This is a genomic window from Rhodococcus sp. C26F (assembly GCF_053345925.1).
On the sequence record NZ_JBKFBA010000004.1, the window covers coordinates 40,782 to 62,708 of the forward strand.

20 protein-coding genes are annotated in these 21,927 nt (G+C 69.8%); 8 read left to right on the plus strand and 12 right to left on the minus strand.

The window, feature by feature from the left end; genetic code table 11:
- Window positions 1-4: 4 nt before the first annotated feature.
- Both nrdR and ACLBYD_RS07075 read right to left on the minus strand, forming a co-directional pair.
- On the minus strand, window positions 5-475 hold the full coding sequence (gene nrdR, locus ACLBYD_RS07070; RefSeq protein ID WP_059381265.1) for a transcriptional regulator NrdR: 471 nt from the start codon (window positions 473-475) through the stop codon (window positions 5-7).
- A 194-nt stretch (window positions 476-669) separates the two neighbouring features.
- The gene (locus ACLBYD_RS07075) at window positions 670-939 is read right to left on the minus strand and encodes a LysM peptidoglycan-binding domain-containing protein (RefSeq protein WP_447815893.1); all 270 of its coding nucleotides are present in this window, start codon (window positions 937-939) and stop codon (window positions 670-672) included.
- A 589-nt stretch (window positions 940-1,528) separates the two neighbouring features.
- On the opposite strand from ACLBYD_RS07075, the gene lexA reads away from it, so the two are divergent.
- Window positions 1,529-2,239, plus strand: coding sequence for a transcriptional repressor LexA (gene lexA / locus ACLBYD_RS07080; RefSeq protein WP_258259327.1), 711 nt, complete (start codon window positions 1,529-1,531; stop codon window positions 2,237-2,239).
- A gap of 79 nt (window positions 2,240-2,318) precedes the next feature.
- On the opposite strand, the gene ACLBYD_RS07085 is transcribed toward lexA, so the two are convergent.
- From ACLBYD_RS07085 to ptsP, 3 genes are all read right to left on the minus strand, one after another.
- On the minus strand, window positions 2,319-3,461 hold the full coding sequence (locus tag ACLBYD_RS07085) for an acyl-CoA dehydrogenase family protein (RefSeq protein ID WP_060650925.1): 1,143 nt from the start codon (window positions 3,459-3,461) through the stop codon (window positions 2,319-2,321).
- A gap of 171 nt (window positions 3,462-3,632) precedes the next feature.
- Window positions 3,633-4,925 (minus strand): uracil-xanthine permease family protein, encoded by a 1,293-nt coding sequence (locus ACLBYD_RS07090; protein ID WP_447815894.1) that lies wholly within the window; start codon window positions 4,923-4,925, stop codon window positions 3,633-3,635.
- A gap of 154 nt (window positions 4,926-5,079) precedes the next feature.
- Window positions 5,080-6,747 (minus strand): phosphoenolpyruvate--protein phosphotransferase, encoded by a 1,668-nt coding sequence (gene ptsP / locus ACLBYD_RS07095; RefSeq protein WP_447815895.1) that lies wholly within the window; start codon window positions 6,745-6,747, stop codon window positions 5,080-5,082.
- Between the two features lie 132 nt (window positions 6,748-6,879).
- Here ptsP and ACLBYD_RS07100 point away from each other — a divergent pair, with 132 nt between their 5' ends.
- The 4 genes from ACLBYD_RS07100 (at window position 6,880) to ACLBYD_RS07115 (ending at window position 11,093) form a co-directional block, all read left to right on the plus strand.
- Window positions 6,880-7,647: a DeoR/GlpR family DNA-binding transcription regulator gene (locus tag ACLBYD_RS07100; protein WP_447815896.1), complete on the plus strand. Its 768-nt coding sequence runs from the start codon at window positions 6,880-6,882 to the stop codon at window positions 7,645-7,647.
- A complete protein-coding gene (gene pfkB / locus ACLBYD_RS07105) occupies window positions 7,644-8,633 on the plus strand; it encodes a 1-phosphofructokinase (RefSeq protein ID WP_447815897.1) in 990 nt (329 codons plus the stop codon). Before ACLBYD_RS07100 ends, pfkB begins: the two co-directional genes overlap by 4 nt.
- Before the next feature lie 8 nt (window positions 8,634-8,641).
- Window positions 8,642-10,732 (plus strand): PTS fructose transporter subunit IIABC, encoded by a 2,091-nt coding sequence (locus tag ACLBYD_RS07110; protein WP_447815898.1) that lies wholly within the window; start codon window positions 8,642-8,644, stop codon window positions 10,730-10,732.
- A 103-nt stretch (window positions 10,733-10,835) separates the two neighbouring features.
- On the plus strand, window positions 10,836-11,093 hold the full coding sequence (locus tag ACLBYD_RS07115) for an HPr family phosphocarrier protein (RefSeq protein ID WP_006551308.1): 258 nt from the start codon (window positions 10,836-10,838) through the stop codon (window positions 11,091-11,093).
- A 27-nt stretch (window positions 11,094-11,120) separates the two neighbouring features.
- On the opposite strand, the gene ACLBYD_RS07120 is transcribed toward ACLBYD_RS07115, so the two are convergent.
- From ACLBYD_RS07120 to ACLBYD_RS07140, 5 genes are all read right to left on the minus strand, one after another.
- Window positions 11,121-12,161: a hypothetical protein gene (locus tag ACLBYD_RS07120; RefSeq protein ID WP_447815899.1), complete on the minus strand. Its 1,041-nt coding sequence runs from the start codon at window positions 12,159-12,161 to the stop codon at window positions 11,121-11,123.
- Window positions 12,161-13,627, minus strand: coding sequence for a GTPase HflX (gene hflX, locus ACLBYD_RS07125; protein WP_447815900.1), 1,467 nt, complete (start codon window positions 13,625-13,627; stop codon window positions 12,161-12,163). The genes ACLBYD_RS07120 and hflX overlap by 1 nt, the downstream gene beginning before the upstream one ends.
- A gap of 105 nt (window positions 13,628-13,732) precedes the next feature.
- The gene (dapF, locus tag ACLBYD_RS07130) at window positions 13,733-14,599 is read right to left on the minus strand and encodes a diaminopimelate epimerase (protein WP_447815901.1); all 867 of its coding nucleotides are present in this window, start codon (window positions 14,597-14,599) and stop codon (window positions 13,733-13,735) included.
- Window positions 14,600-14,609: 10 nt separating this feature from the next.
- A complete protein-coding gene (gene miaA, locus ACLBYD_RS07135; RefSeq protein ID WP_447815902.1) occupies window positions 14,610-15,572 on the minus strand; it encodes a tRNA (adenosine(37)-N6)-dimethylallyltransferase MiaA in 963 nt (320 codons plus the stop codon).
- Complete coding sequence (locus ACLBYD_RS07140; protein WP_447815903.1) at window positions 15,569-16,282, minus strand: hypothetical protein; 714 nt, start codon at window positions 16,280-16,282, stop codon at window positions 15,569-15,571. Before ACLBYD_RS07140 ends, miaA begins: the two co-directional genes overlap by 4 nt.
- A 149-nt stretch (window positions 16,283-16,431) precedes the next feature.
- Between ACLBYD_RS07140 and ACLBYD_RS07145 the strand changes: the two genes are divergently transcribed.
- Complete coding sequence (locus ACLBYD_RS07145; protein ID WP_447815904.1) at window positions 16,432-17,844, plus strand: DUF349 domain-containing protein; 1,413 nt, start codon at window positions 16,432-16,434, stop codon at window positions 17,842-17,844.
- A 76-nt stretch (window positions 17,845-17,920) separates the two neighbouring features.
- On the opposite strand, the gene ACLBYD_RS07150 is transcribed toward ACLBYD_RS07145, so the two are convergent.
- Window positions 17,921-18,514 carry an Rv2732c family membrane protein gene (locus tag ACLBYD_RS07150; RefSeq protein WP_447815905.1) on the minus strand — a complete coding sequence of 198 codons (594 nt, stop codon included), beginning with the start codon at window positions 18,512-18,514 and terminating at the stop codon, window positions 17,921-17,923.
- The gene (gene miaB / locus ACLBYD_RS07155; protein ID WP_447815906.1) at window positions 18,502-20,031 is read right to left on the minus strand and encodes a tRNA (N6-isopentenyl adenosine(37)-C2)-methylthiotransferase MiaB; all 1,530 of its coding nucleotides are present in this window, start codon (window positions 20,029-20,031) and stop codon (window positions 18,502-18,504) included. Before miaB ends, ACLBYD_RS07150 begins: the two co-directional genes overlap by 13 nt.
- 225 nt (window positions 20,032-20,256) lie before the next feature.
- Between miaB and ACLBYD_RS07160 the strand changes: the two genes are divergently transcribed.
- A complete protein-coding gene (locus ACLBYD_RS07160; RefSeq protein WP_006551298.1) occupies window positions 20,257-20,985 on the plus strand; it encodes an amino acid ABC transporter ATP-binding protein in 729 nt (242 codons plus the stop codon).
- 69 nt (window positions 20,986-21,054) lie between these two features.
- The gene (locus ACLBYD_RS07165; protein ID WP_006551297.1) at window positions 21,055-21,888 is read left to right on the plus strand and encodes a glutamate ABC transporter substrate-binding protein; all 834 of its coding nucleotides are present in this window, start codon (window positions 21,055-21,057) and stop codon (window positions 21,886-21,888) included.
- Window positions 21,889-21,927 lie beyond the last annotated feature (39 nt).

Below are 21,927 nucleotides of genomic sequence, written 5' to 3' on the forward strand. Positions count from 1 at the left end.
ACGGTCAGTCGGTCGCGTCCGAGCGGGACTTCTTGTGCTCGCGCAGTTCCTGGATCTCGCGTTCGAAATCCTCTGCGGAGCTGAAGGAACGGTAGACCGAGGCGAATCGCAGATAGGCGACCTCGTCGAGATCGCGTAGGGGTCCGAGGATCGCCAGTCCCACCTCGTGGCTCGGGACCTCGGGCGATCCCTTCGCTCGCACCGCGTCCTCGACCTGCTGCGCGAGCTTGTTGAGCGCATCGTTGTCGACATCGCGTCCCTGGCAGGCGCGGGCCACGCCGCGCACGACCTTCTCGCGGCTGAACGGCTCGGTCACGCCGCTGCGCTTGACGACGGACAGCACGGCCGTCTCGACTGTGGTGAAGCGGCGCCCGCATTCGGGACACGCCCGCCGACGACGGATCGCGGCACCCTCGTCTGCCTCGCGCGAATCGACCACCCGGGAATCGGGATGGCGGCAATACGGGCAGTACATGTCGGTTCCTTCGTCGTGCCCGTGCGGGTCGCGACGTCGGCGCCGAAGCAATGTCTCCCGACCGGAACCGTCTCCACCCGCGAGTGGGCCGACACCGCCGCAACCACACGGAGTGGTGTGACTGACAGTGTTAGACAATACCCGCCTGTCCGGTTCGGGAGCGGATCGCGGGTCGGGCAGGGCCACGACAACCCTCATCCCCGGGTGGAATCCGGCACGAGGAGGCGGCTTCCGGCCTGCACGGCCGTACCGTCGAGCGAGTTGAGGTCGGCGATCCTCGCGACCGTGACGTCGACCGGGGCGTCGGGCCACCTGCGAGCGGCCAAGGCCTCCAGGCTCTCCCCCTCTCGCACGACCGTGACCGTGGTGCCGGCGCTCTGCGAGATCACCTCATCGGTGCGCACGTGGGCCAGCACGAGGAGCATCGTGGTCGCGAGCGCGGTGAGGAGCACCGTCGTGGCCATCTGCCGCCAACTCGTCCCCTCCGCAGGCCGGCGACTGCGCGGTGTGATCTCCGAACGGCGGTGCAGGGGTTCGCGCGAGGGCGCGGCGCCACATTCGCGCGAAGGCGCGGCGACGCGCGGTCTCGTCCGCGCCGGGACACGGGTGCGATGGTGCAGCGTCGACGTTGCGATCGGCCGGATGCGATACGCCGCCGCCCCGGGTGCACCTGCTCCGGGCGGGCCCGCGACGGTCCGTCCTGCCGTGCTCGTCCGGACTGAGGCACCGGTTCGGGTCACAGCGCCCTGTCGCGCCGTACCCACCGGAACCGCCGTGTCGATCCGAACCGCTCTGCTCATCGGAAATCCTCCGTGTCGCTGTGCGTGGTCTTCCGACCCCGTCCGTGTCGCTGTGCGTGGTCTTCCGACCCCGTTCGATCACTCGATCATGTGTTCGAACGAAAGTCTGTTCGAATGTTCTACCACGAGTCGCACCCCGACGACAGCTCCTCGGAGGGTGAATCTCGAACATCTGTTTGATATACGCGCGGGATCTCGATAGATTCGAAAGGCAACTTGCAACCCATCCGACACTCGCCGCACGGAGGTCACGATGAAGGCGGACGGAACATCCACAGCCCGCCGGGGCGGACCCGCGACCGACGATCCCACCGCGAGCCTCACCGAGCGTCAGCGTCGTGTGCTCGAGGTCATCCGCGATTCCGTCAGCGAACGGGGGTACCCACCGAGCATCCGCGAGATCGGCGACGCCGTCGGACTCAACTCCACGTCGTCCGTCGCGCACCAGCTGCGCACGCTCGAACGGAAGGGCTTCCTGCGCCGGGATCCGAACCGTCCGCGTGCCGTGGACGTCCGCGGTCTCGAGCCCACCCCCGCACCGGAGTCCTCCCCCGAGGTGGTCGCCGGCTCGTCGACCGACGACATCCCTTCGGCGGCAATGGTTCCCGTCGTCGGCCGGATCGCAGCCGGTGGCCCGATCCTGGCCGAGGAATCGGTCGAGGACGTCTTCCCGCTGCCGCGCGAACTCGTCGGTCAGGGCTCGCTGTTCCTGCTCAAGGTCGTCGGCCAGTCGATGATCGACGCAGCCATCTGCGACGGCGACTGGGTGGTCGTCCGGCAGCAGAACGTCGCCGACAACGGCGACATCGTCGCCGCGATGCTCGACGGCGAGGCCACCGTCAAGACGTTCAAGCGGGTCGACGGCGACGTCTGGCTCATGCCGCACAACCCGATGTTCGAACCCATCCCGGGCAACGACGCAGTCATCCTCGGCAAGGTCGTCACCGTCGTCCGCAAGATCTGATTCCCGGGCCCACCCGGAGACGAACGAGGCCGGGGTGGCTGCGCTGAGCGGAGCCACCCCGGCCTTTCTCGTACGTGCCTCAGACGTTGAGGCCGCGCCCGATGACTTCCTTCATGATCTCGTTCGTGCCGCCGTAGATCTTCTGGACGCGGGCATCGAGGTACGCCTTGGCGACCGGGTACTCGCGCATGTAACCGTAGCCGCCGTGCAGCTGCAGGCAGCGGTCGATCAGCTCGACCTGCTTGTCGGTGGTCCAGTACTTGGCCATCGCGGCCTCCTGGACGGTGAGCTTCTTCTCGTTGAGCAGCTCGATGCACCGGTCCACGAACACCCGGGCCAGCTGGGTCTCGGTGGCGAGCTCGGCGAGCTCGAAGCGGGTGTTCTGGAACTTGCCGATCGGCTTGCCGAACGCCTTGCGGTCGCGGCAGTACTGGATCGTGTCGTCGAGCACGCGCTCCATCGCAGCAGCGGCGACGACGGCGATCGCGAGACGTTCCTGCGGCAGGTTCTGCATCAGGTAGATGAAGCCCATGCCCTCCTGGCCGAGGAGGTTGGCCGCCGGGACGCGAACGTCGTTGAAGCTGAGCTCCGCCGTGTCCTGCGCGTCGAGGCCGATCTTGTCGAGGTTGCGTCCCCGCTCGAAACCCGGCATGCCGCGCTCGACGACGAGCAGCGAGAAGCCCTGGGCGCCCTTCTCCGGGTCGGTGCATGCGACGACGATCACCAGATCCGAGTGGATGCCGTTGGTGATGAACGTCTTGGCGCCGTTGAGGACCCAGTCGTCACCGTCGCGCACCGCGCGGGTCTTGATGCCCTGCAGGTCGCTGCCGGTGCCCGGCTCGGTCATCGCGATGGCCGTGATCAGCTCACCCGAACAGAAGCCCGGGAGCCAACGCTTCTTCTGCTCCTCGTCGGCGAGCTCGAGCAGGTAGGGAGCGACGACATCGTTGTGCAGCATGAAGCCCAGACCGCTGAAGCCCAGCTTGGTGGTCTCCTCGGCCATGATGGCGTTGTAGCGGAAGTCGTCCATGCCACCGCCGCCGTACTCCTCCGGCACCGCCATGCCGAGGAAGCCCTGCGCGCCGGCCTTCTTCCACACCTCACGGTCGACGATCTTGTCCTTCTCCCACTGCTCGTGGAAGGGGGCCACCTCCTGTTCGAGGAACTTCCGGTACGACTCCCGGAAGAGGTCGTGCTCGGGCTCGAAAAGGGTGCGTTCCATCTGCGCTCCTGTGTGAGACGTCGTTCGACATACTCACGGTATGCAGACGAGGGCCCGGTGACGCTGACACAACCGAGCGCATTTTGTGACCCGGACGACCCCGGCGGGTACGCGTCGGTATCGAACGACCCGCGGGCGCGTGTCGGTGTCGGCCGATGCGCCGGGTTCCGGTCAGCGGCGCAGATCCGCGAGTCTGCGCAGCAGCGGGTACGCGACGAGGATGCCGATCGAACCCCAGGCGATACCGCCGAGTTCGACCGAGCCGATCGACAGGGTCAGGTCGCCGATGCCGGCGACGAGCGCCGCGGCCGCGACCGTGAGGTTGACCGGATCCGTGAAGTCGACCTTCGCCTCCGTCCAGATGCGGACACCGAGGATACCGATCAGGCCGTAGAGCACGAGGGTCGCGCCGCCGAGGACACCGTCGGGCACGGTGAACACCAGCGCACCGAACTTCGGCGAGAAGGCCAGCACGACGGCGGTGACCGCCGCAACGGCGTATGCAGCGGTCGAGTACACGCGCGTGGCCGCCATGACGCCGATGTTCTCGGCGTAGGTGGTCGTGCCCGAACCGCCGCCCGCACCGGCGAGGGTGGTCGCAAGGCCGTCGGCGATGAGCGCATTGCCGGCCATGTCGTCGAGGTTCCGACCGGTCATCGCGGCGACCGCCTTGACGTGGCCGACGTTCTCCGCGACCAGCACGACGACGACGGGCAGCGCCAGCAGCACGACCGACAGTTCGAAGGTGGGGCCGTGCAGATCGGGCAGGCCGAACCAGGCCGCGTCGCGCATGGCGTCGATGCGTTCGGACGCGATCGCGCCGGTGAACGCCGCAAAGATCCATCCGACGATCACACCGACGAGGATGCCGAGGCGGCCGAGCATGCCCGGGCCGGCCACCGTCACGAGCAGCGTGACCACGAGCGTGATGGTGGCGACGAGCGGTTGGGCTTCGAACGATCCGGTGGCGGTCGGCGCGAGGTTGAGGCCGATGAGGGCGACGATCGCCCCGGTGACCACCGGCGGCATGACCGCGTCGATGATGCGCGAACCTGCCGCCTTGACCACGAGACCGATGAGCACCAGCACGATGCCGACGGCGACGATCCCGCCGAGCTGCGCTGCCGGACCGGAACCGGCCGAAGCGCTGAGCGGCGCGATGAACGCGAACGACGAGCCGAGATAGCTGGGCACCCGGCCGCGCGTGATGATCAGGAACAGCGCGGTGCCGATTCCGGAGAACAGCAGCGTGGTCGTGACGGGGAAGCCCGTGATCGTCGGCACGAGCAGGGTGGCGCCGAACATCGCGATGACGTGCTGCATCCCGATGCCGATGGTGCGCGGCCACGACAGTCGCTCGTGCGGTGCGACCACCGCACCGGGATTGATACGACGCCCGTCGCCGTGCAGGGTCCAGCCGCGGCGTGTGGTCGTGCGTCCGGTCGTGTTCGCTCGTTCGGTCACGACAGGTCATCGTAGAACCGGCAGCCTCATCGGCGTAGAACAGGCCGTCCCGGCCGCGTAGAACAGGCCGTCCCGGCCGCGTAGAACAGGCCGTCCCGGCCGCGTAGAACAGGCCGTCCCGGCCGCGTAGAACAGGCCGTCCCGGCCGCGCCGCTCAGTCCAGCAGTTTCGCTGCCGCGGCACGTGCCGCGACGGGGTCGTCGCTCGCGAGGACCGCCTCGGCCGCCTCACGGCAACGGTCCATCGGGACCGAGGAGAGCCTGGCCCCGACGCCCGTCACCGCCGACGCGGCGCACGACAGGGACGTCACGCCCATTCCGGTCAGGACGCAGGCGAGGAGCGGGTCGGCCGCCGCCTCGCCACACACCCCCACCGGCTTGCCCGCGGCCGCCCCGGCCTGTGCCGCGCGGGCCACCAGCGCGAGCACCGCGGGCTGCCACGGGTCGGTGAGTGCGGCCAGCTGCGGCGACATCCGGTCGGCCGCCATCGTGTACTGGGCGAGGTCGTTGGTGCCGATCGACAGGAAGTCCAGGTGTTCGAGCAGCCGGTCGGCGAGCAGGGCTGCGGACGGAACCTCGATCATGACGCCCGGTGACAGTCCGCGCTCGCGCACGCGCGCGGCGAAATCGGCGGCCTCCGAAACGGTCGCCACCATCGGCGCCATGACCCACGGCATGGCGCCGGTGCGCGAGGCCGCCACGGCCACCGCGTCGAGCTGACGATCGAGGACTCCCGGCGCCGTGGTCGTGATGCGGATACCGCGGACGCCGAGGGCGGGATTGTGCTCGTCGGGGTGGTTGGCGAACCGGAGGGGCTTGTCGGATCCGGCGTCGAGGGTCCGCAGGACGACCTTATTTCCTTCGAACGCCTCGAAGACCTTCGCATAGATGTCGGCCTGCTCGTCCACCGTCGGTTCGGTGTCGCGGTCGAGGAAGCACAGCTCGGTGCGGAACAGTCCGACGCCCTGCGCCGGCGTCCGGCGCGCCGCGACGGCACCGGCTCCGTCCTGCACGTTGGCGAGGATCTCGACCGGGTGACCGTCGGCGGTGGCGCCGGGGCCGGACCAGCCAGCCACCCGCTCGCGCTCGACGCGGTCGCGTTCGACCTCGGCTGCGGCCTCGGCGCCGTCCGGGGAGAGCACGATCCGGCCCGTCGCGCCGTCGACCAGCACCTCGGTGCCGGCCGGGACATCGTCGAGACCGGCCACCGCGACGACGCACGGGATGCCGAGCTGGCGCGCGATGATCGCGGTGTGGCTCGTGGGTCCTCCGAGGGAGGTGGCCAGCGCGACGACGACGGACGGGTCGAGTCCGGCGGTGTCGGCGGGTGCGAGATCGGCCGCGAGGAGCACGGACGGCGAATCGGGCATCTCGAGACCGGGTTCGGGGGCGCCCTGCAGTTCGGCGATCACGCGGTCGCGGATGTCGAGCAGGTCGGTGACCCGCTCGGCCTGCAGCCCGCCCATCTTCTCGAACAGGGCCGCGAACTGGTCGGTGGCGGCGACGGTGGCGCCGACCGCGTCGGATCCGGACCGGATCTTCGTCGCGGCCGCCCCGCGCCAGGCGCGGTCCTCGACCAGCACAGCGGTGGCTTGGAGCACTTCTGCCGCGGCACCCGATGCACGCGAGGCGCGGGCCCGCAGCCGCTCGGCCACGACCTTCGCGGCGTCCTCGAACCGGCCCACCTCGGCCTCGCGCGCCGTGTCGGGGATCGAGGCGCCCTGCGCCGGGACCACAGGACGCGCGACGGGACGGATGACCGGCCCGTATCCGATACCGGGGACGACGGGGGTGCCGTGCAGGACGGACGCCGACTGCTCCATGGAGATCTCCTCACCGCAGTAGTTCGTTGTGACTCAGATTACTCGGAAGCCTTGACATGTCAACACAGACGGGCGTAAAACAACATAAACCAACATTGTTTCCCCACAAGTCGGGTACCCCCAGGAGTGTCGGTGTACGCAGAGGAACGGCAGCAGGCGATCGCAGCGCTGGTGGCGGCACGTGGCCGCGTGTCGGTCGCAGTGCTCGCCGACCGGTACGGCGTCACCACCGAGACCGTGCGCCGCGACCTCGCACACCTCGAACGCCTGGGCCTCGTGCGGCGGGTCCACGGCGGCGCGATCCCGGCCGCCTCGCTCTCGGTGGCCGAGCCTGCCCTCTCCGAGCGCGAACACACCCGCGCCGAACACAAGGACCGCATCGCCGCCGCCGCGACGTCCTTCCTCCCGCCGTCCGGCGGAAGCGTGCTCTTCGACGCCGGCACCACGACCGGCAGGATCGTCGGAGCGCTGCCGCCCGACGTCGACCTCACCGTCGTCACCAACTCGGTGCCGATCGCCGCGCGCCTCGCCGCGATGAGCACCGTGCAACTGCACCTGCTCGGCGGTCGCGTCCGCGGTGTCACGCAGGCCGCGGTGGGTGCCGAGGCCCTCGCCACCTTGTCGACGGTGCACGTCGACGTGGCGTTCATCGGCACCAACGCGCTGAGCATCGACCACGGCCTGTCCACCCCCGACGCCGACGAGGCCGCGGTCAAGCGCGCGATGGTGCGCACCGCCGACCGGGTCGTCGTGGTCGCCGATTCGTCGAAGGTCGGTCGGCGCAATCTGCTGAGCTTCGCGTCGCTCGAACCGATCGACGTCCTGGTCACCGACACCGATCTCGACGACACCGACCGTCGGCAACTCATCGAACACGGAATCGAGGTGGTGACGACATGATCGTCACGCTCACGGCCAACCCCAGTCTCGATCGCACGGTCGGGCTGACGGGCCCACTCGAGCGCGGGAGGGTGCATCGCACCGAGCGATCCACCGTCGATCCGGGCGGCAAGGGGATCAACGTCGCCCGTGTGCTGCACGCCGCGACGACCGAGGTCGTCGCCGTTCTCCCGGCCAACGCCGGCGATCCTCTGCTCGCCGCGCTGGACGAGCAGGGCATCGCCCATCGGGCCGTGCCCACCTCCGGGCCGACGCGCAACAACATCACCGTCGCCGAACCCGACGGCACCACGACCAAGCTCAACGAACCCGGAACCCCCTGCACCGGACGCACACTCGGCGAGTTGCACGCAGTCCTGCTGGAATGCGCGCAGGGAGCCGCGTGGACCGTCCTGTCCGGTTCTCTTCCTCCCGGTGTGCCCGAGTCGTGGTATGCCGATCTCGTGGGTGCCCTGCGCGGTCTCGGATGCCGCATCGCGGTCGACACCTCCGAGCGGCCACTGCTCGCCCTCGCCGAGCGGTTCCCCGCGGCGGCCCCGGACGTGATCAAGCCGAACGCCGACGAACTGGCCCAGCTCACCGGCGCGGACGCCCACGAACTCGAATCCGGCGCCGCCGCAGGAGACGTCGGCGCCGTGGTCGACGCGGGACGGGTGCTGGTGGAACGCGGGGTCGGCGCGGTACTCGCGACCCTCGGCGGTGCGGGCGCGGTGCTGGTCACCGCCACCGGCGCGTGGCGGGCCACCGCCGACGACGTCACGGTCCGCAGCACGGTCGGCGCGGGCGACTCGTCGCTCGCCGGATATCTGCTCGCCGAGCAGGCCGGTCACACCCCCGACGAGTGCCTGCGCCTCGCCGTGGCGTACGGGACCGCAGCCGTCACGCTCCCCGGAACAGCCCTGCCCACACCCGATTCCGTCGATCCATCCCGAGTGCACGTCACCGACGTCCACCGCCGACCCCGACCGCTCCCCTCCCACTCCTAAGGAACGTCATGTCCGACACCACCTCCGGCTCCGCAGGCGGTTCCTCGATCATCGGCACGGAACTCGTCTCGCTCGATGTCGACCTGGGATCCGACAAGAACTCCGTCATCGCCGCGCTCGCCGAGCGTCTCGCAGCGAACGGTCGCGCGTCCGACGCCGACGCACTCACCGCGGCCGTTCTCGAACGGGAGGCCAAGTCCGCCACCGGCCTTCCCGGCGGGATCGCGATCCCGCACGCACGCAGCGAAGCGGTGACCACGCCGTCGCTCGGTTTCGCCCGGCTGTCCCCGAAGGCCGACTTCGGTGCGCCCGACGGACCCGCCGACCTCGTCTTCCTCATTGCCGCGCCCGAAGGTGCGGGCGGCGACCACATGAAGCTGCTCACCGCTCTCGCTCGTGCACTCGTGCGCCCGGACTTCGTCGCGTCGCTGCGCGCGGCCGCGTCCGCGGACGAGGTCATCGCGCTGGTCGAGGACGTCCTCCCGCCCCGACCGGAGTCGTCGAGCAGCGCTCCTGCCGGCTCGACCGCAGCGCCGGAACAGCCGTCACCGACAGCCTCCGCGAAGCCGGCGGTCGCGCCTCCGCAGAGCGCGGAACAGCCCGGAGGCCGCACGATCGTCGCGGTCACCGCGTGCCCGACCGGTATCGCGCACACCTACATGGCCGCCGACGCGCTGGCAGCCGCCGGTGAACGCGCGGGCGTGACGGTCCGGGTGGAGACGCAGGGATCGAGCGGCAGCACTCCCCTGCCCGCCGACGTGATCGCCGGCGCCGACGCCGTCATCTTCGCCACCGACGTGGGCGTCAAGGGCCGCGAACGGTTCGCCGGGAAGCCCGTGATCGCATCGGGCGTCAAGCGCGCGATCAACGAACCGGACACCATGGTCGACGAGGCCCTGCGGGCCGCCACCGATCCGTCCGCACGCACCGTCGAGGGCACCGCGGGCGCCCCGGCGGGTGAGTCGGAGAGCGGCAGCGACCTCGGTTGGGGTACCCGGCTGCGGCAGATCCTGCTCACCGGTGTGAGCTACATGATCCCGTTCGTCGCGGCCGGTGGTCTGCTCATCGCTCTGGGCTTCCTGCTCGCCGGTCCCGACATCACCGACTCGGCCGCCGACATCGTCCTCGACAACACGCTCACCAACCTGCCCGAGGGTGGGCTCGGCACCTATCTCGGTGCGGTGCTGTACCAGATCGGCTCGTTGGCGTTCTCGTTCCTCGTCCCGGCACTGGCCGGGTACATCGCCTTCGCGATCGCGGACCGTCCGGGTCTGGCTCCGGGCTTCACCGCCGGTGCGGTGGCCGTCTTCGTCGGCGCCGGTTTCATCGGCGGTCTGGTCGGCGGCATCATCGCCGGCTTCGCGGCCCTGTGGGTCGGCCGTATCCCGCTGCCCACCTGGGCTCGTGGCCTGATGCCCGTGGTGATCATCCCGCTGCTCGCGAGTCTGATCGTCGGTGGGCTCATGTTCCTGCTGCTCGGTCGCCCGCTCGCCGCGATCACGACCGGTCTCACCGACTGGCTCAACGGTCTGTCCGGTGGTTCCGCGGTGCTGCTCGGTGCGATCCTCGGCCTGATGATGTGCTTCGACCTCGGCGGACCGGTCAACAAGGCCGCCTACGCCTTCGCAGTCGCGGGTCTCGACGTCGCCAACACCGGTTCGCTCGAGATCATGGCGGCGGTCATGGCCGCCGGTATGGTTCCGCCGCTCGCCATGGCGCTGTCGTCGCTGGTGCGTCCGCGTCTCTACAGCACGGCCGAACGCGAGAACGGCAAGGCCGCCTGGCTGCTCGGTGCATCGTTCATCTCGGAGGGCGCCATCCCGTTCGCGGCGGCCGACCCGTTCCGGGTCATCCCGTCGATGATGCTCGGCGGCGCCGTGACCGGCGGCATCGTCATGGCGACGGGTGTCACGCTCACCGCTCCCCACGGCGGATTGTTCGTGCTGTTCGCGATGGACCGCGTCGTGTGGTTCCTGATCGCACTGGCGGCCGGCACGGTGGTCGCCGCACTCGCGGTCAGTATCGCCAAGTCGATCACGCGTCCCGCCCGGGTCGCCGCCGACGAGGCGAACCCCCAGCCCGTAGCGGCACGCTCCTGATCACAGCGGCACGCCCCTGATCACAGCGGCACGCCCCTGATCACAGCGGCACGCTCCTGATCTACCCGACTTCCTGCACTTCCCCACCACGAAGGAGATTCACATGCCCAGCACCACGGTTGCCGTCGGTTCGTCCATCGGCCTGCACGCCCGTCCTGCAGGGATCATCGCCGAGGCCGTGGTCGCGGCCGGTGTCCCCGTGACCCTCGCGGTCGACGGCGGCGAGCCCGTCGACGCCGGTTCGGCCCTGATGATCATGACGCTCGGCGCAGAAAAGGGCACGCAGGTCACGATCTCGTGCGATGACGACGCGGTCCTCGCGCAGGTCGCGGAGCTGGTCGCCGCAGACCTCGACGCTTGACCTCGGCCGCGATCGCGGCATCTGATCTCAGCCGCGGGCGCGGCGCCGGACGACGAGTCCGAGGACCCCGAGGGCGATGACCCCGGCGGCCACGCCCGCACCGACGACCGGCAGTGCCGCGGACGACATCTCGTCCGCGGCATCGTCGTCCGCGGGTGCGAAGAGATCGGTCGCACCGCGACGGATATGGATCGGTGGATTCTCCGTGCCTGCCGCGCCGCGCTCGGACGCGGTGACCAGGTCACCGTCGGCGGTGAAGGCGACCGCTTCGCCCTGCGGTTCGTCCGGGACCGGGACGCGGAAGCGCGGACCGGCGACCAGAGCCGACGCGAGATCGCCGTCGGGGACGTGGAACAGGTAGACGTCGGTGTAGGTGCGGACCGCCGCGACCGTCCCGTCGGCGCTGACCGCACCGCCGGTGATCATCGAGGAGGACGCACCGGGAATGGGACCGCCGGGGGTGTCCGACGGTCCGAGTGCCAGCGACCCGACCTTCTCGAGGGGGGCAGGTCCCGGGACGGGGAGGCCGTCGATCGTGAGTCCGCGTGCGGGCCGGTAGACATTGCTCGAGCCGAACAGCGCCTTCGTCACGATCACAGGTTCGCCCGTCGAGGAGACGAGCACGGTCTCGGCGTCGCGGGGACCGTCGGGATAGGTCAGCCGGTGCAGATCTCCCTGCCCGGTGTCGGGGTCGAGGGAGATGAGCGCGATCGTCTCGCGGACACGGGAGTTGTCGCCGAGATCCCCGAGCCACAACCGGCCGTCGGGCCCCGCGGCGAGATCCTCGACGTCGTAGGGATCGACGGGCGACGGAACGCGTTGCAGCACCGAGCAATCGCCGTCGAGTTCGACGATGCGTTCGTCCTCCCCGGCATCGGGCGTCGCAAACAGCCGGTCGCCGATCGTCGCGAGGCCGGATAATTCGGCGAGCACGGGATCGTCGGGGGTACACAGCATCTCGGTCGGCAGATCCGCGACCGGAATCCCGGCGTCCTGCGCGCCTGCGTGCGAGACCGGCACGAACGCCGCGACGGCAGCGAGCAGCGCCGCCCGGCGCACGACCCGCATCAGGCCGCGAAGTCTACCAATGCCGACGCCAGCGCTGCCGGCACCTTCGCGTGCACCCGCGTGCCGTCCACCTCGTGCTCGGACGACAGGATCTGACCGTCCGAATGGATGCGCGCGAGCAGATCACCGCGGGTGTACGGCAGGAGCAGCTTCACCTCGACGTCGGGATCCTTGAGCAGACCCGCGAGCTGGGTCTGCAACTCCTCGACGCCCTCGCCGGTGTGCGCGGAGACGAACACCGCGCCGGGGATCGCGCTGCGCAACTGCGTCAGGGTGACCGGGTCGGCGGCATCGATCTTGTTGACGACGATCAGTTCCGGCGGCGGCGGTGCGTCCGATTCGCGGAGCACCTCGGTGACGACCTCGCGCACCGCCTTGATCTGCTCGGTGGGCATCGGGTCGGAGCCGTCGACGACGTGGAGCAGCACATCGGCGTCGGCGACCTCCTCGAGGGTCGACCGGAACGCCTCGACCAGCTGGGTCGGGAGGTGCCGGACGAAACCGACGGTGTCGGTGAGCACGTACTCGCGGCCGTCGGGCAGCGCCGACCGGCGGGTCGTCGGGTCGAGGGTCGCGAACAGTGCGTTCTGCACCAGGACGCCGGAGCCGGTGAGCTTGTTGAGCAGGCTCGACTTACCGGCGTTGGTGTATCCCACGATCGCGACGGACGGGATCTTGTTGCGCAGACGCCGGGTGCGCTTGGTGTCGCGCGCGGCCTTCATCGCCTTGATCTCGCGACGGAGCTTGGCCATCCGCTCACGGATCCGGCGACGGTCGGTCTCGATCTTCGTCTCACCGGGACCGCGCAGGCCCACACCGCCGTTGCTGCCGGCACGGCCACCGGCCTGCCGCGACATCGATTCGCCCCAGCCGCGCAGACGCGGGAGCATGTACTCCATTTGCGCGAGGGAGACCTGTGCCTTGCCCTCTCGCGAGGTGGCGTGCTGGGCGAAGATGTCGAGGATCAGCGCGGTCCGGTCGATGACCTTGACCTTGACGACCTTCTCCAGCGCGGTGAGCTGGGCGGGGGTGAGTTCGCCGTCGCAGATCACGGTGTCGGCGCCGGTGGACAGGACGATCTCCCGGAGTTCGTCGGCCTTGCCGGAGCCGATGTAGGTGGAGGCATCGGGCCGGTCGCGACGCTGGACCAGGCCTTCGAGGACCTCGGAGCCCGCGGTCTCGGCGAGCGCGGCCAGCTCGGCCAGGCTCGCTTCCGCCTGGGCGGCCGTTCCGCCCGTCCAGACACCGACGAGCACGACACGCTCGAGTCGGAGCTGGCGGTATTCGACCTCGGTGATGTCCTCGAGTTCGGTGGACAGACCGGCCACACGCCGCAACGCGCTACGGTCTTCGAGTTGCATCTCGCCGACGGACGGATCCTCGGCGGTCCAGCCTCCGGATGCGTCGTACGCGGTCGGAGTGCTGTCATCTGTGGTTGCGCGATGCATGCGCTGTGTGTTCGTCATACACCTCCATGGTGTCACGAAGCCCGAATCGGTGCATTCGAGTTTTTCTGCCGCATCCGCGCGGGGGGTACCCGAGTGCGCGCCGGCCGGGCCGAGCGGCGCCGATCAGATCGGCGCCGACCACCAGGTGTCGTCGAGTTCACCCGTCGCGACCAGCACAGACGGCCCGCGCAACCAGGCGCGACCGTCCTCGATGCGCACCTCGACCGAGCCGCCGGGGATCCGCACCCGCACCGCGCCCTCGGATGCGCCGTCGAAGCGCAGGGCCGCAGCAGCCGCGGCCACCGTGCCGGTTCCGCACGAGCGGGTCTCCCCCACGCCGCGTTCGTGGACGCGCATGTGGACCGTCCCGGCCGCGATCGGGGTCAGGAACTCGATGTTGACCCCGTGCGGGAAGAAGCCCGGGTCGAAGCCGGGCGAGGTGAGGTCGAGACCGGCAAGGCTCGTGTCGTTCAGGTGCGGGTCCACACACGCGAGGTGCGGGTTGCCGACGTCGATGCCGATGCCCGGATAGACCCGCCCGTCGATGGTCGCCGCCGACTCGCCGAGGGTGCGCACCGTCCCCATGTCCACGGTCACCTCGCCGAGGACCGGTCCGGTCTCGTGCACGGTGACGGGCTTGCCTCCCGCCCGGCTGCCGACGACGAACTCGCGGCGGTCCTCGAGCCCGTGCGCGGTCAGATAGTGCGCGAACACCCGCACACCGTTGCCGCACATCTCGGCGATGGATCCGTCGCCGTTGCGGTAGTCCATGAACCAGTCGTCGGCGTCGGTGCCCTCGGGCAGTTCTCCGAGCACGCCCGCCGACACCAATGCCCCGGCCCGGGCCACGCGGAGCACACCGTCGGCGCCGAGCCCGCGACGCCGGTCGCACAGGGCGGCGATCCGGCCTGCGTCGAGGTCCAGGCGGGCGTCGGGATCCTGAAGGATCACGAAGTCGTTCTCGGTTCCGTGCCCTTTGCTGAACTCCATGCGCGCTACCTTATCGGGCTGGTGAGGCCGGTGATGTGCGTGCGTCCCGGACGGCCCGCAACGCGACGTCGAGCAGGTGGGGGTCGGCGCCGTCCAGCCAGTGGATGCGCGGGTCGCGGCGGAACCACGAGCGTTGCCGTCGCACGTAGCGCCGGGTCCCGATGAACGTCCGCTCGCGTGCGTGGTCGAGGTCGTACTCCCCGTCGATGTACGCGAGCACCTGTGCGTAGCCGATCGCGCGACGTGCAGTGACGCCCTCGCGCAGGCCGACTTCGAGGAGTCCGTGCACCTCGTCGACGAGGCCGCGTTCGAACATCAGGTCGGTGCGCCGCGCGATGCGGTCGTCGAGTTCGGCGGTGTCGCGGTCGACGCCCAGGATCACGGTGCCCCAGCGGGGCTCACCGATCGTCGGCTGCGACGCCGCGAACGGTTGCCCGGTCAGCTCGACGACCTCGAGCGCGCGGACCATGCGGCGGCCGTCGGTGGGCAGGATCGTCGCCGCGGCGGCGGGATCGGCGCTCTGCAGGGCCCGGTGGACCGCGGCGAGCCCCTCGGTCTCGAGCACCGCCTCCCACTTGGCACGGACCTGCGGATCCGTCGCCGGGAACTGCCATTCGTCGAGCAGTGCCTGCACGTACATCATCGATCCGCCGACGACGATCGGGAGGCGACCACGGCCGAGGATCGCCTCGACGTCGGCGATCGCGGCCTGCTGGTAGCGGGCGACCGTCGCGGTCTCGGTGACGTCGAGGACGTCGAGTTGATGGTGCGGGATTCCGCGACGCTCGTCCGGTGCCAGCTTGGCCGTCCCGATGTCCATCCCGCGGTACTGCTGCATCGCGTCGATGTTGACGATTTCGCCGCCGAGCGCTTCGGCGAGGTCCAGTCCGAGATCGGACTTGCCCGTGGCGGTGGGGCCCACCACCGCGATCGGTACGAGCGTGTCGGCGGGGCCGGTGCTGCCTGCGCTCACGGTGTCCAGATCCCCACGTGGTAGCCCACGCCGTAGGGCGCGGCGGAGTAGGTGACGGACGCCGAACGCGGGCGCGCGCCGAGGGTGGCCGCCAGGACGTGCCAGGCGGCGCGTCCGGTCAGCTTGATGTCCGAACACAGCTCGGGGTCGAGTGCCGCGAGCGCCTCCGGATCGCCGGCGCCGAGCGCCGCGGCCAGGGCCGCCTCGACCTCCTCCGAACGCGGATCGTAGGCGCCGGGCGCCTTGGCCGTGAGGGTCGTCGCTCCGTCCGCGACGACGAGCAGCGCTCGCGGCCGATCGTCGCGGTCGAGCTCCGCACGCAGGTCGCGGCCGAGATCGGCGCAGTGGGCGGCGTCGGCGTCGGCGGCCACCACGTGGGTCGTCACGCGGGTGCCGGGTGCCGTGCGGTCGCGGATCCAGCCGGCCACCAGAGCGGTCAACGCGAGCGCGGGATCGGGTTCGCCGGCGGCTTCGGGACCGAGCTGGACCGTGACGTCGACACCGAAGCCGAGGAAGGTCCCGCGCGCGGTGGGGTGAACGGTCTGCTCGGCCGTCTCGGCTCCCACGACCACCCATTCCGCGGCACCGGACAGGCTGCGACCGACCTCGAGAACCGCCTCGCGCAGATCGTCGGTCTCGGAGGCGGCGAGACCGGTCAGCTCGGGGACGAGCAGCGGTGGGGACGGCACGAACGCCGCGGCGGTCAACACATCGGCAACCGTAGTCCACCGGACCCGGCGCCCTGCATCGACACGACCTGTTTCAATAGTGGGCGGACACGATCGCGGAGCCCCGGGATCGACCGGCGGTAGACCCATGCGACCAGGCAGCCGTGCCGCGCGGCAGAGATGAGGTATCGATGAGCGACCCGAACGCACAGGACCGAACCGGCGAGTCGACGCAGGAGCGGACCCCGCGTCCCGGTCCCGCCACACCCCGAGCCCATGCTGCGACGCCCGGCCCCGCGGGCCGAGAGAACGGCAGTTCCACCGCAGCACCCCCGAAGCCGCATCCCGTCGCGGCCCAGACGCACCCCCACGTCCCGGCGGTGCCCGCGAGCGATCCGAGTCGGTTCGGACGCGTCGACGAGGACGGCACCGCATGGGTCCGCACGAGCGAGGGCGAGCGGTGCATCGGATCGTGGCAGGCAGGCGACGCCGCCGAGGGCCTCGCGCACTTCGGACGCCGTTACGACGATCTCGCCACCGAGGTGGCGATCCTCGAGACCCGGTTGACCTCCGGCACCGCCGACGTGAAGAAGACCCGCGCGGCCGCCGAGGCACTGGCCGAGTCGCTGCCGACCGCCGCCGTCATCGGTGATCTCGATGCGCTCGCCGCCCGGCTCACCGCGATCATCGAGCACTCCGAGGAGGCCGCGGCTCTCGCCAAGCAGGAGAAGGAGCGTCGGCGCGCCGAGAGCACGGCCCGCAAGGAGGCCCTCGCGGCCGAGGCCGAGACGATCGCCGCCGAATCCACCCAGTGGAAGGCCGCGGGCGACCGGCTGCGCGAGATCCTCGAGGAGTGGAAGACCATCCGCGGGGTCGACCGGAAGGTCGACGACGTGTTGTGGCGTCGCTATTCGAAGGCACGCGAGGCGTTCAACCGGCGTCGCGGAGCCCACTTCGCCGAACTCGACCGCGAGCGCGCCGCGGCGAAGAGCCGCAAGGAAGAACTCGTCGCCCGGGCGGAGGAGCTGCAGAACTCCACCGACTGGGGTGCCACCGCCGCAGCCTTCCGCGACCTGCTCGCCGAGTGGAAGGCGGCCGGACGGGCACCGAAGGACGCCGACGACCAGCTGTGGAAGCGGTTCAAGGGCGCCCAGGACGTCTTCTTCGCCGCACGCAACGCCGCGAACGCCGAGCGCGACGCCGAGTTCGAGGAGAATGCCCGCGCGAAGGAGGCCCTGCTCGAGGTGGCCTCCTCGATCGACCCGTCGGCCGATCTCGAAGGTGCCCGGGCGCGCCTGCGCGAGCTGCAGGACCAGTGGGAGGCGATCGGCAAGGTGCCGCGCGAGCGCATGCACGATCTCGAAGGCCGTCTGCGGGCCATCGAGAAGAAGGTGCGCGAGGCCGCGGATTCCGAGTGGCGCCGCACCGATCCCGAGGCCCTCGCGCGTGCGGCCCAGTTCCGTGAGCGGGTGCGTCAGTTCGAGGAACAGGCCGCCAAGGCGACCGCCGCCGGCCGGGCGAAGGAGGCCGAGAAGGCTCTCGCCCAGGCCGCGCAGTGGCGCGAGTGGGCCGACGCGGCCGAAGGTGCCGTCGGCGAGCGCTGACCCCGCGACATCCGAGACGGACGATCCCCCTCTCCCGGTCCGGGAGAGGGGGATCGTCGTGTTCGTGCCGGAGGCGTCAGGCCTCGGGGTCGTCGCGCATCAGGCGGGGCCGTTCGTGCTGGGCTGCAACCTTCCGCAACTCGGCCTCGGCCTCGAGCTGGGCCGAGGTCCGCGCCCACACCACGCGGGCCCAGTGGAAGACGATCACCATGACGGCGAACCAGCCGATCACGAGACCGAATCCCGGTCCCGCGGCGGACGACTCGATGGGCAGGGTCTGGCGCGACCAGATCGCGAGCATGCCGAAGACGATGGTCACCGCCGAGCCGGCCAGGGACACCCACGCCAACGCCCACTTGCGGGTGACGAGCGCGAGAATCGAGCCCAGCCCGGCGAAGACCACTGCGAAGCCGACGAACAGCCGCGACGGCAGACCGATCTCCTCGGTGGTCGCGTCCGGGGCGAAGGACAGCACCTCCCACCCGTTGGCGGATCCGGCGTGGGGCAGGCTGAAGGTCGCCAGCAGGATCAGGACGGCGATCGCGACGAACATCGCCCGGGCGCCCGGGTCGATGTCGCTCGCCACCTTCCGTTCGGCGGCTTCGAGTTCGGCGCGTACGTCACCCGTCGCGTGGTGATCGTGCGGCTTGTCGGTGGTCATGCGTTGCATCCCATCTGAGGCGGCAGCGGGTCGGGGACGCCGATGCTCGGCAGTCCGAGTCCGACACCGATCGGCGGTGTCTTGGGCAGCCGGCCCTGTTCGAAGTGGTCGCCCGCACGTGTACGGCGGTGCGTGAGGATCGGGGTGTCCGCGACGAGGTGGTGCGGCGCGGCGTCGCTGACGACGATCGTGATGACGTCGCCGGGACGCACCGCGGTGTCGATCGCGCCCTCGGGACGGAAGTGGACGAGGCGGCCGTCGCGGGCACGCCCGCTCATCCGGGCGGTCTCGGCGTTCTTGCGGCCCTCCCCCGCCGCGACGAGCAGTTCGACCTCGGTGCCGACGAGCTTGCGGTTCTCCTCGAGGGTGATGCGTTCCTGCAGCGCGATCAGACGGTTGTAGCGCTCCTGCACCACGGCCTTGGGGACCTGACCCTCCATGTCTGCTGCGGGCGTGCCGGGACGCTTCGAGTACTGGAAGGTGAACGCGCTGGTGAAACGCGCCGTCTCGACGACCTCGAGGGTCTGCTGGAAGTCCTCCTCGGTCTCACCGGGGAAGCCGACGATGATGTCGGTGGTGATCGCGGCGTGCGGCATCGCGGCCCGGACCCGCTCGATGATGCCCAGGAAGCGTTCCTTGCGGTACGAGCGGCGCATGGCACGCAGGATCCGGTCGCTGCCGGACTGCAGCGGCATGTGCAGTTGCGGGCACACGTTGGGGGTCTGCGCCATCGCGTCGATGACGTCGTCGGTGAACTCCGCCGGATGCGGGGACGTGAAGCGCACCCGCTCGAGGCCCTCGATGTCGCCGCACGCGCGCAGCAGCGACGCGAAGGCGCCCCGGTCGCGGGGCTGCTCCGGATCGGCGAAGGACCGACCGTAGGAGTTGACGTTCTGGCCGAGCAGTGTCACCTCGAGCACGCCCTCGTCGACGAGCGCCTGCACCTCGGCGAGGATGTCGCCCGGGCGCCGGTCGACCTCCTTGCCGCGCAGCGACGGCACGATGCAGAAGGTGCACGTGTTGTTGCAGCCGACGGAGATCGACACCCATCCGGCGTACGACGACTCGCGCTTGGCGGGCAGCGTCGAGGGGAACGCCTCGAGGGCGTCGAGGATCTCGACCTCGGCACGGCGGTTGTGCCGCGCGCGTTCGAGCAGTGCGGGGAGATTGCCGATGTTGTGCGTGCCGAAGACCACGTCGACCCAGGGCGCCTTCTTCACGACCGTGTCGCGGTCCTTCTGGGCGAGGCAGCCTCCGACGGCGATCTGCATGCCGGGGTTGTCGTCCTTGACCGGACGCAGATGACTCAGATTGCCGTACAGCTTGTTGTCGGCGTTCTCCCGCACCGCGCAGGTGTTGAAGACCACCAGATCGGGTGACGCGCCGGGCGCGGCCTTGGTGAAGCCGGCGTCCTCCAACAACCCCGACAGACGCTCGGAGTCGTGTACGTTCATCTGGCAGCCGTAGGTGCGGACCTCGTAGGTCCGGGCACCGGTACGGGGGGCTTCTTCGTCGATCAGTGACACGTCTCAGGGTATCTCACCTCGGCGGGTCCCCTTTCCTCGCGCCGACCGCGCGGGCCCCGTCGAGGTATCCGTTACTGCTCGTGCAGTAAAAATCCCGTGACGCGTGCACCGAAGGTGTCCCGAAATGCGAAGTCTCGGGCGTCGGACGGCATAGGGTCTGCAGATATGACATCAGCGGCAGCCGGAACGGATCGTCCGTCCGAGAAGTCGGACACCAGCTCGTCCATGATCTCCATGAACGGGGTGAACAAGCATTTCGGATCCCTGCACGTACTGCAGGACATCAACCTCGAGATTCCGCGAGGACAGGTCGTCATCGTCGTCGGCCCGTCGGGTTCGGGTAAATCGACCCTCTGCCGCACCATCAACCGGCTCGAACCGATCGATTCGGGAGAGATCCACGTGGACGGCACCCTGCTGCCGGAGGAGGGCAAGGCACTCGCCCGCCTTCGTTCGGACGTCGGCATGGTGTTCCAGTCGTTCAACCTCTTCGCCCACAAGACGATCCTCGAGAACGTCATGCTCGGCCCCCTCAAGGTGCGCAGGATCAAGAAGGACAAGGTCCGCGAGTCGGCGATGCAGCTGCTCGACCGGGTCGGGATCGCCAATCAGGCCGACAAGTACCCGGCGCAGCTGTCGGGCGGCCAGCAGCAGCGCGTGGCGATCGCACGCGCGCTCGCGATGAACCCCAAGGTCATGCTGTTCGACGAGCCCACCTCCGCCCTCGACCCCGAGATGGTCCAGGAGGTCCTCGACGTGATGACCTCCCTCGCGAAAGAGGGCATGACGATGGTCGTGGTCACCCACGAGATGGGATTCGCCCGCAAGGCCGGCGACCGCGTTCTGTTCATGGCCGACGGTCGCATCGTCGAGGACACCGATCCCGAGACCTTCTTCACCGCACCGAAATCCGATCGCGCCAAGGACTTCCTCGGCAAGATCCTCAGTCACTGACCTGATTCCCGCATCCGACGGGCCGCCCGGTCCGTCGGACGTAGTTCCGAACCGCACCGGAGGTATTCGATGAAATTGTCCCGCTCCATCCGCCTGGGCATCGGCGCCGTCGCCGTGGCAGTGGTCGCCACGGCGTGCGGTGGCGACGAGACGCGCAGTGTCTCGCAGTCCGCGGAGAACGGCACCCTGACGGTCGGTATCAAGTTCGACCAGCCGGGCCTGGGCCTGCGCAACCCGGACGGTTCGTTCAGCGGGTTCGACGTCGAGGTCGCCAAGTATGTCGCCGGTCAGCTCGGTGTGTCCGAGGAGAACATCGAGTTCAAGGAAGCTCCGTCCGCACAGCGCGAGACCCTCATCCAGAACGGTGAGGTCGACTACATCGTCGCGACCTACTCGATCACCGATTCCCGCAAGGAAAAGGTGGACTTCGCCGGCCCGTACTTCATCGCGGGCCAGTCGCTCCTCGTGCGCGCGGACGATACCGAGATCACCGGACCCGACTCGCTCAACGGCGGCAAGCGCCTGTGCTCGGTGGCGGGTTCGACCCCGGCCCAGAACGTGAAGGACAACTACGCGCAGGACGTCCAGCTCCAGGAGTTCGACACCTACTCGCTGTGTGTCGAGGCGCTGCGCAACGGCGCGGTCGACGCGGTGACCACCGACGACATCATCCTCGCCGGCTACGCCGCGCAGAGCCCGGGCGACTTCAAGGTCGTCGGTGAGCCGTTCACCACCGAGCGCTACGGCATCGGTCTCGCCAAGGGCGACGACGAGTCGCGCAATGCGATCAACGACGCGATCGAGGAGATGATCGCCAGCGGTGCGTGGGAGGCCGCGTTCCAGGAGACGGTCGGCGCCTCGGGCTACGAGCTCCCGGAGCAGCCGAGCGTCGATCGCTACTGAGTGTCGATCGTCACCGAGTACGGGTACCACCCGTCACGT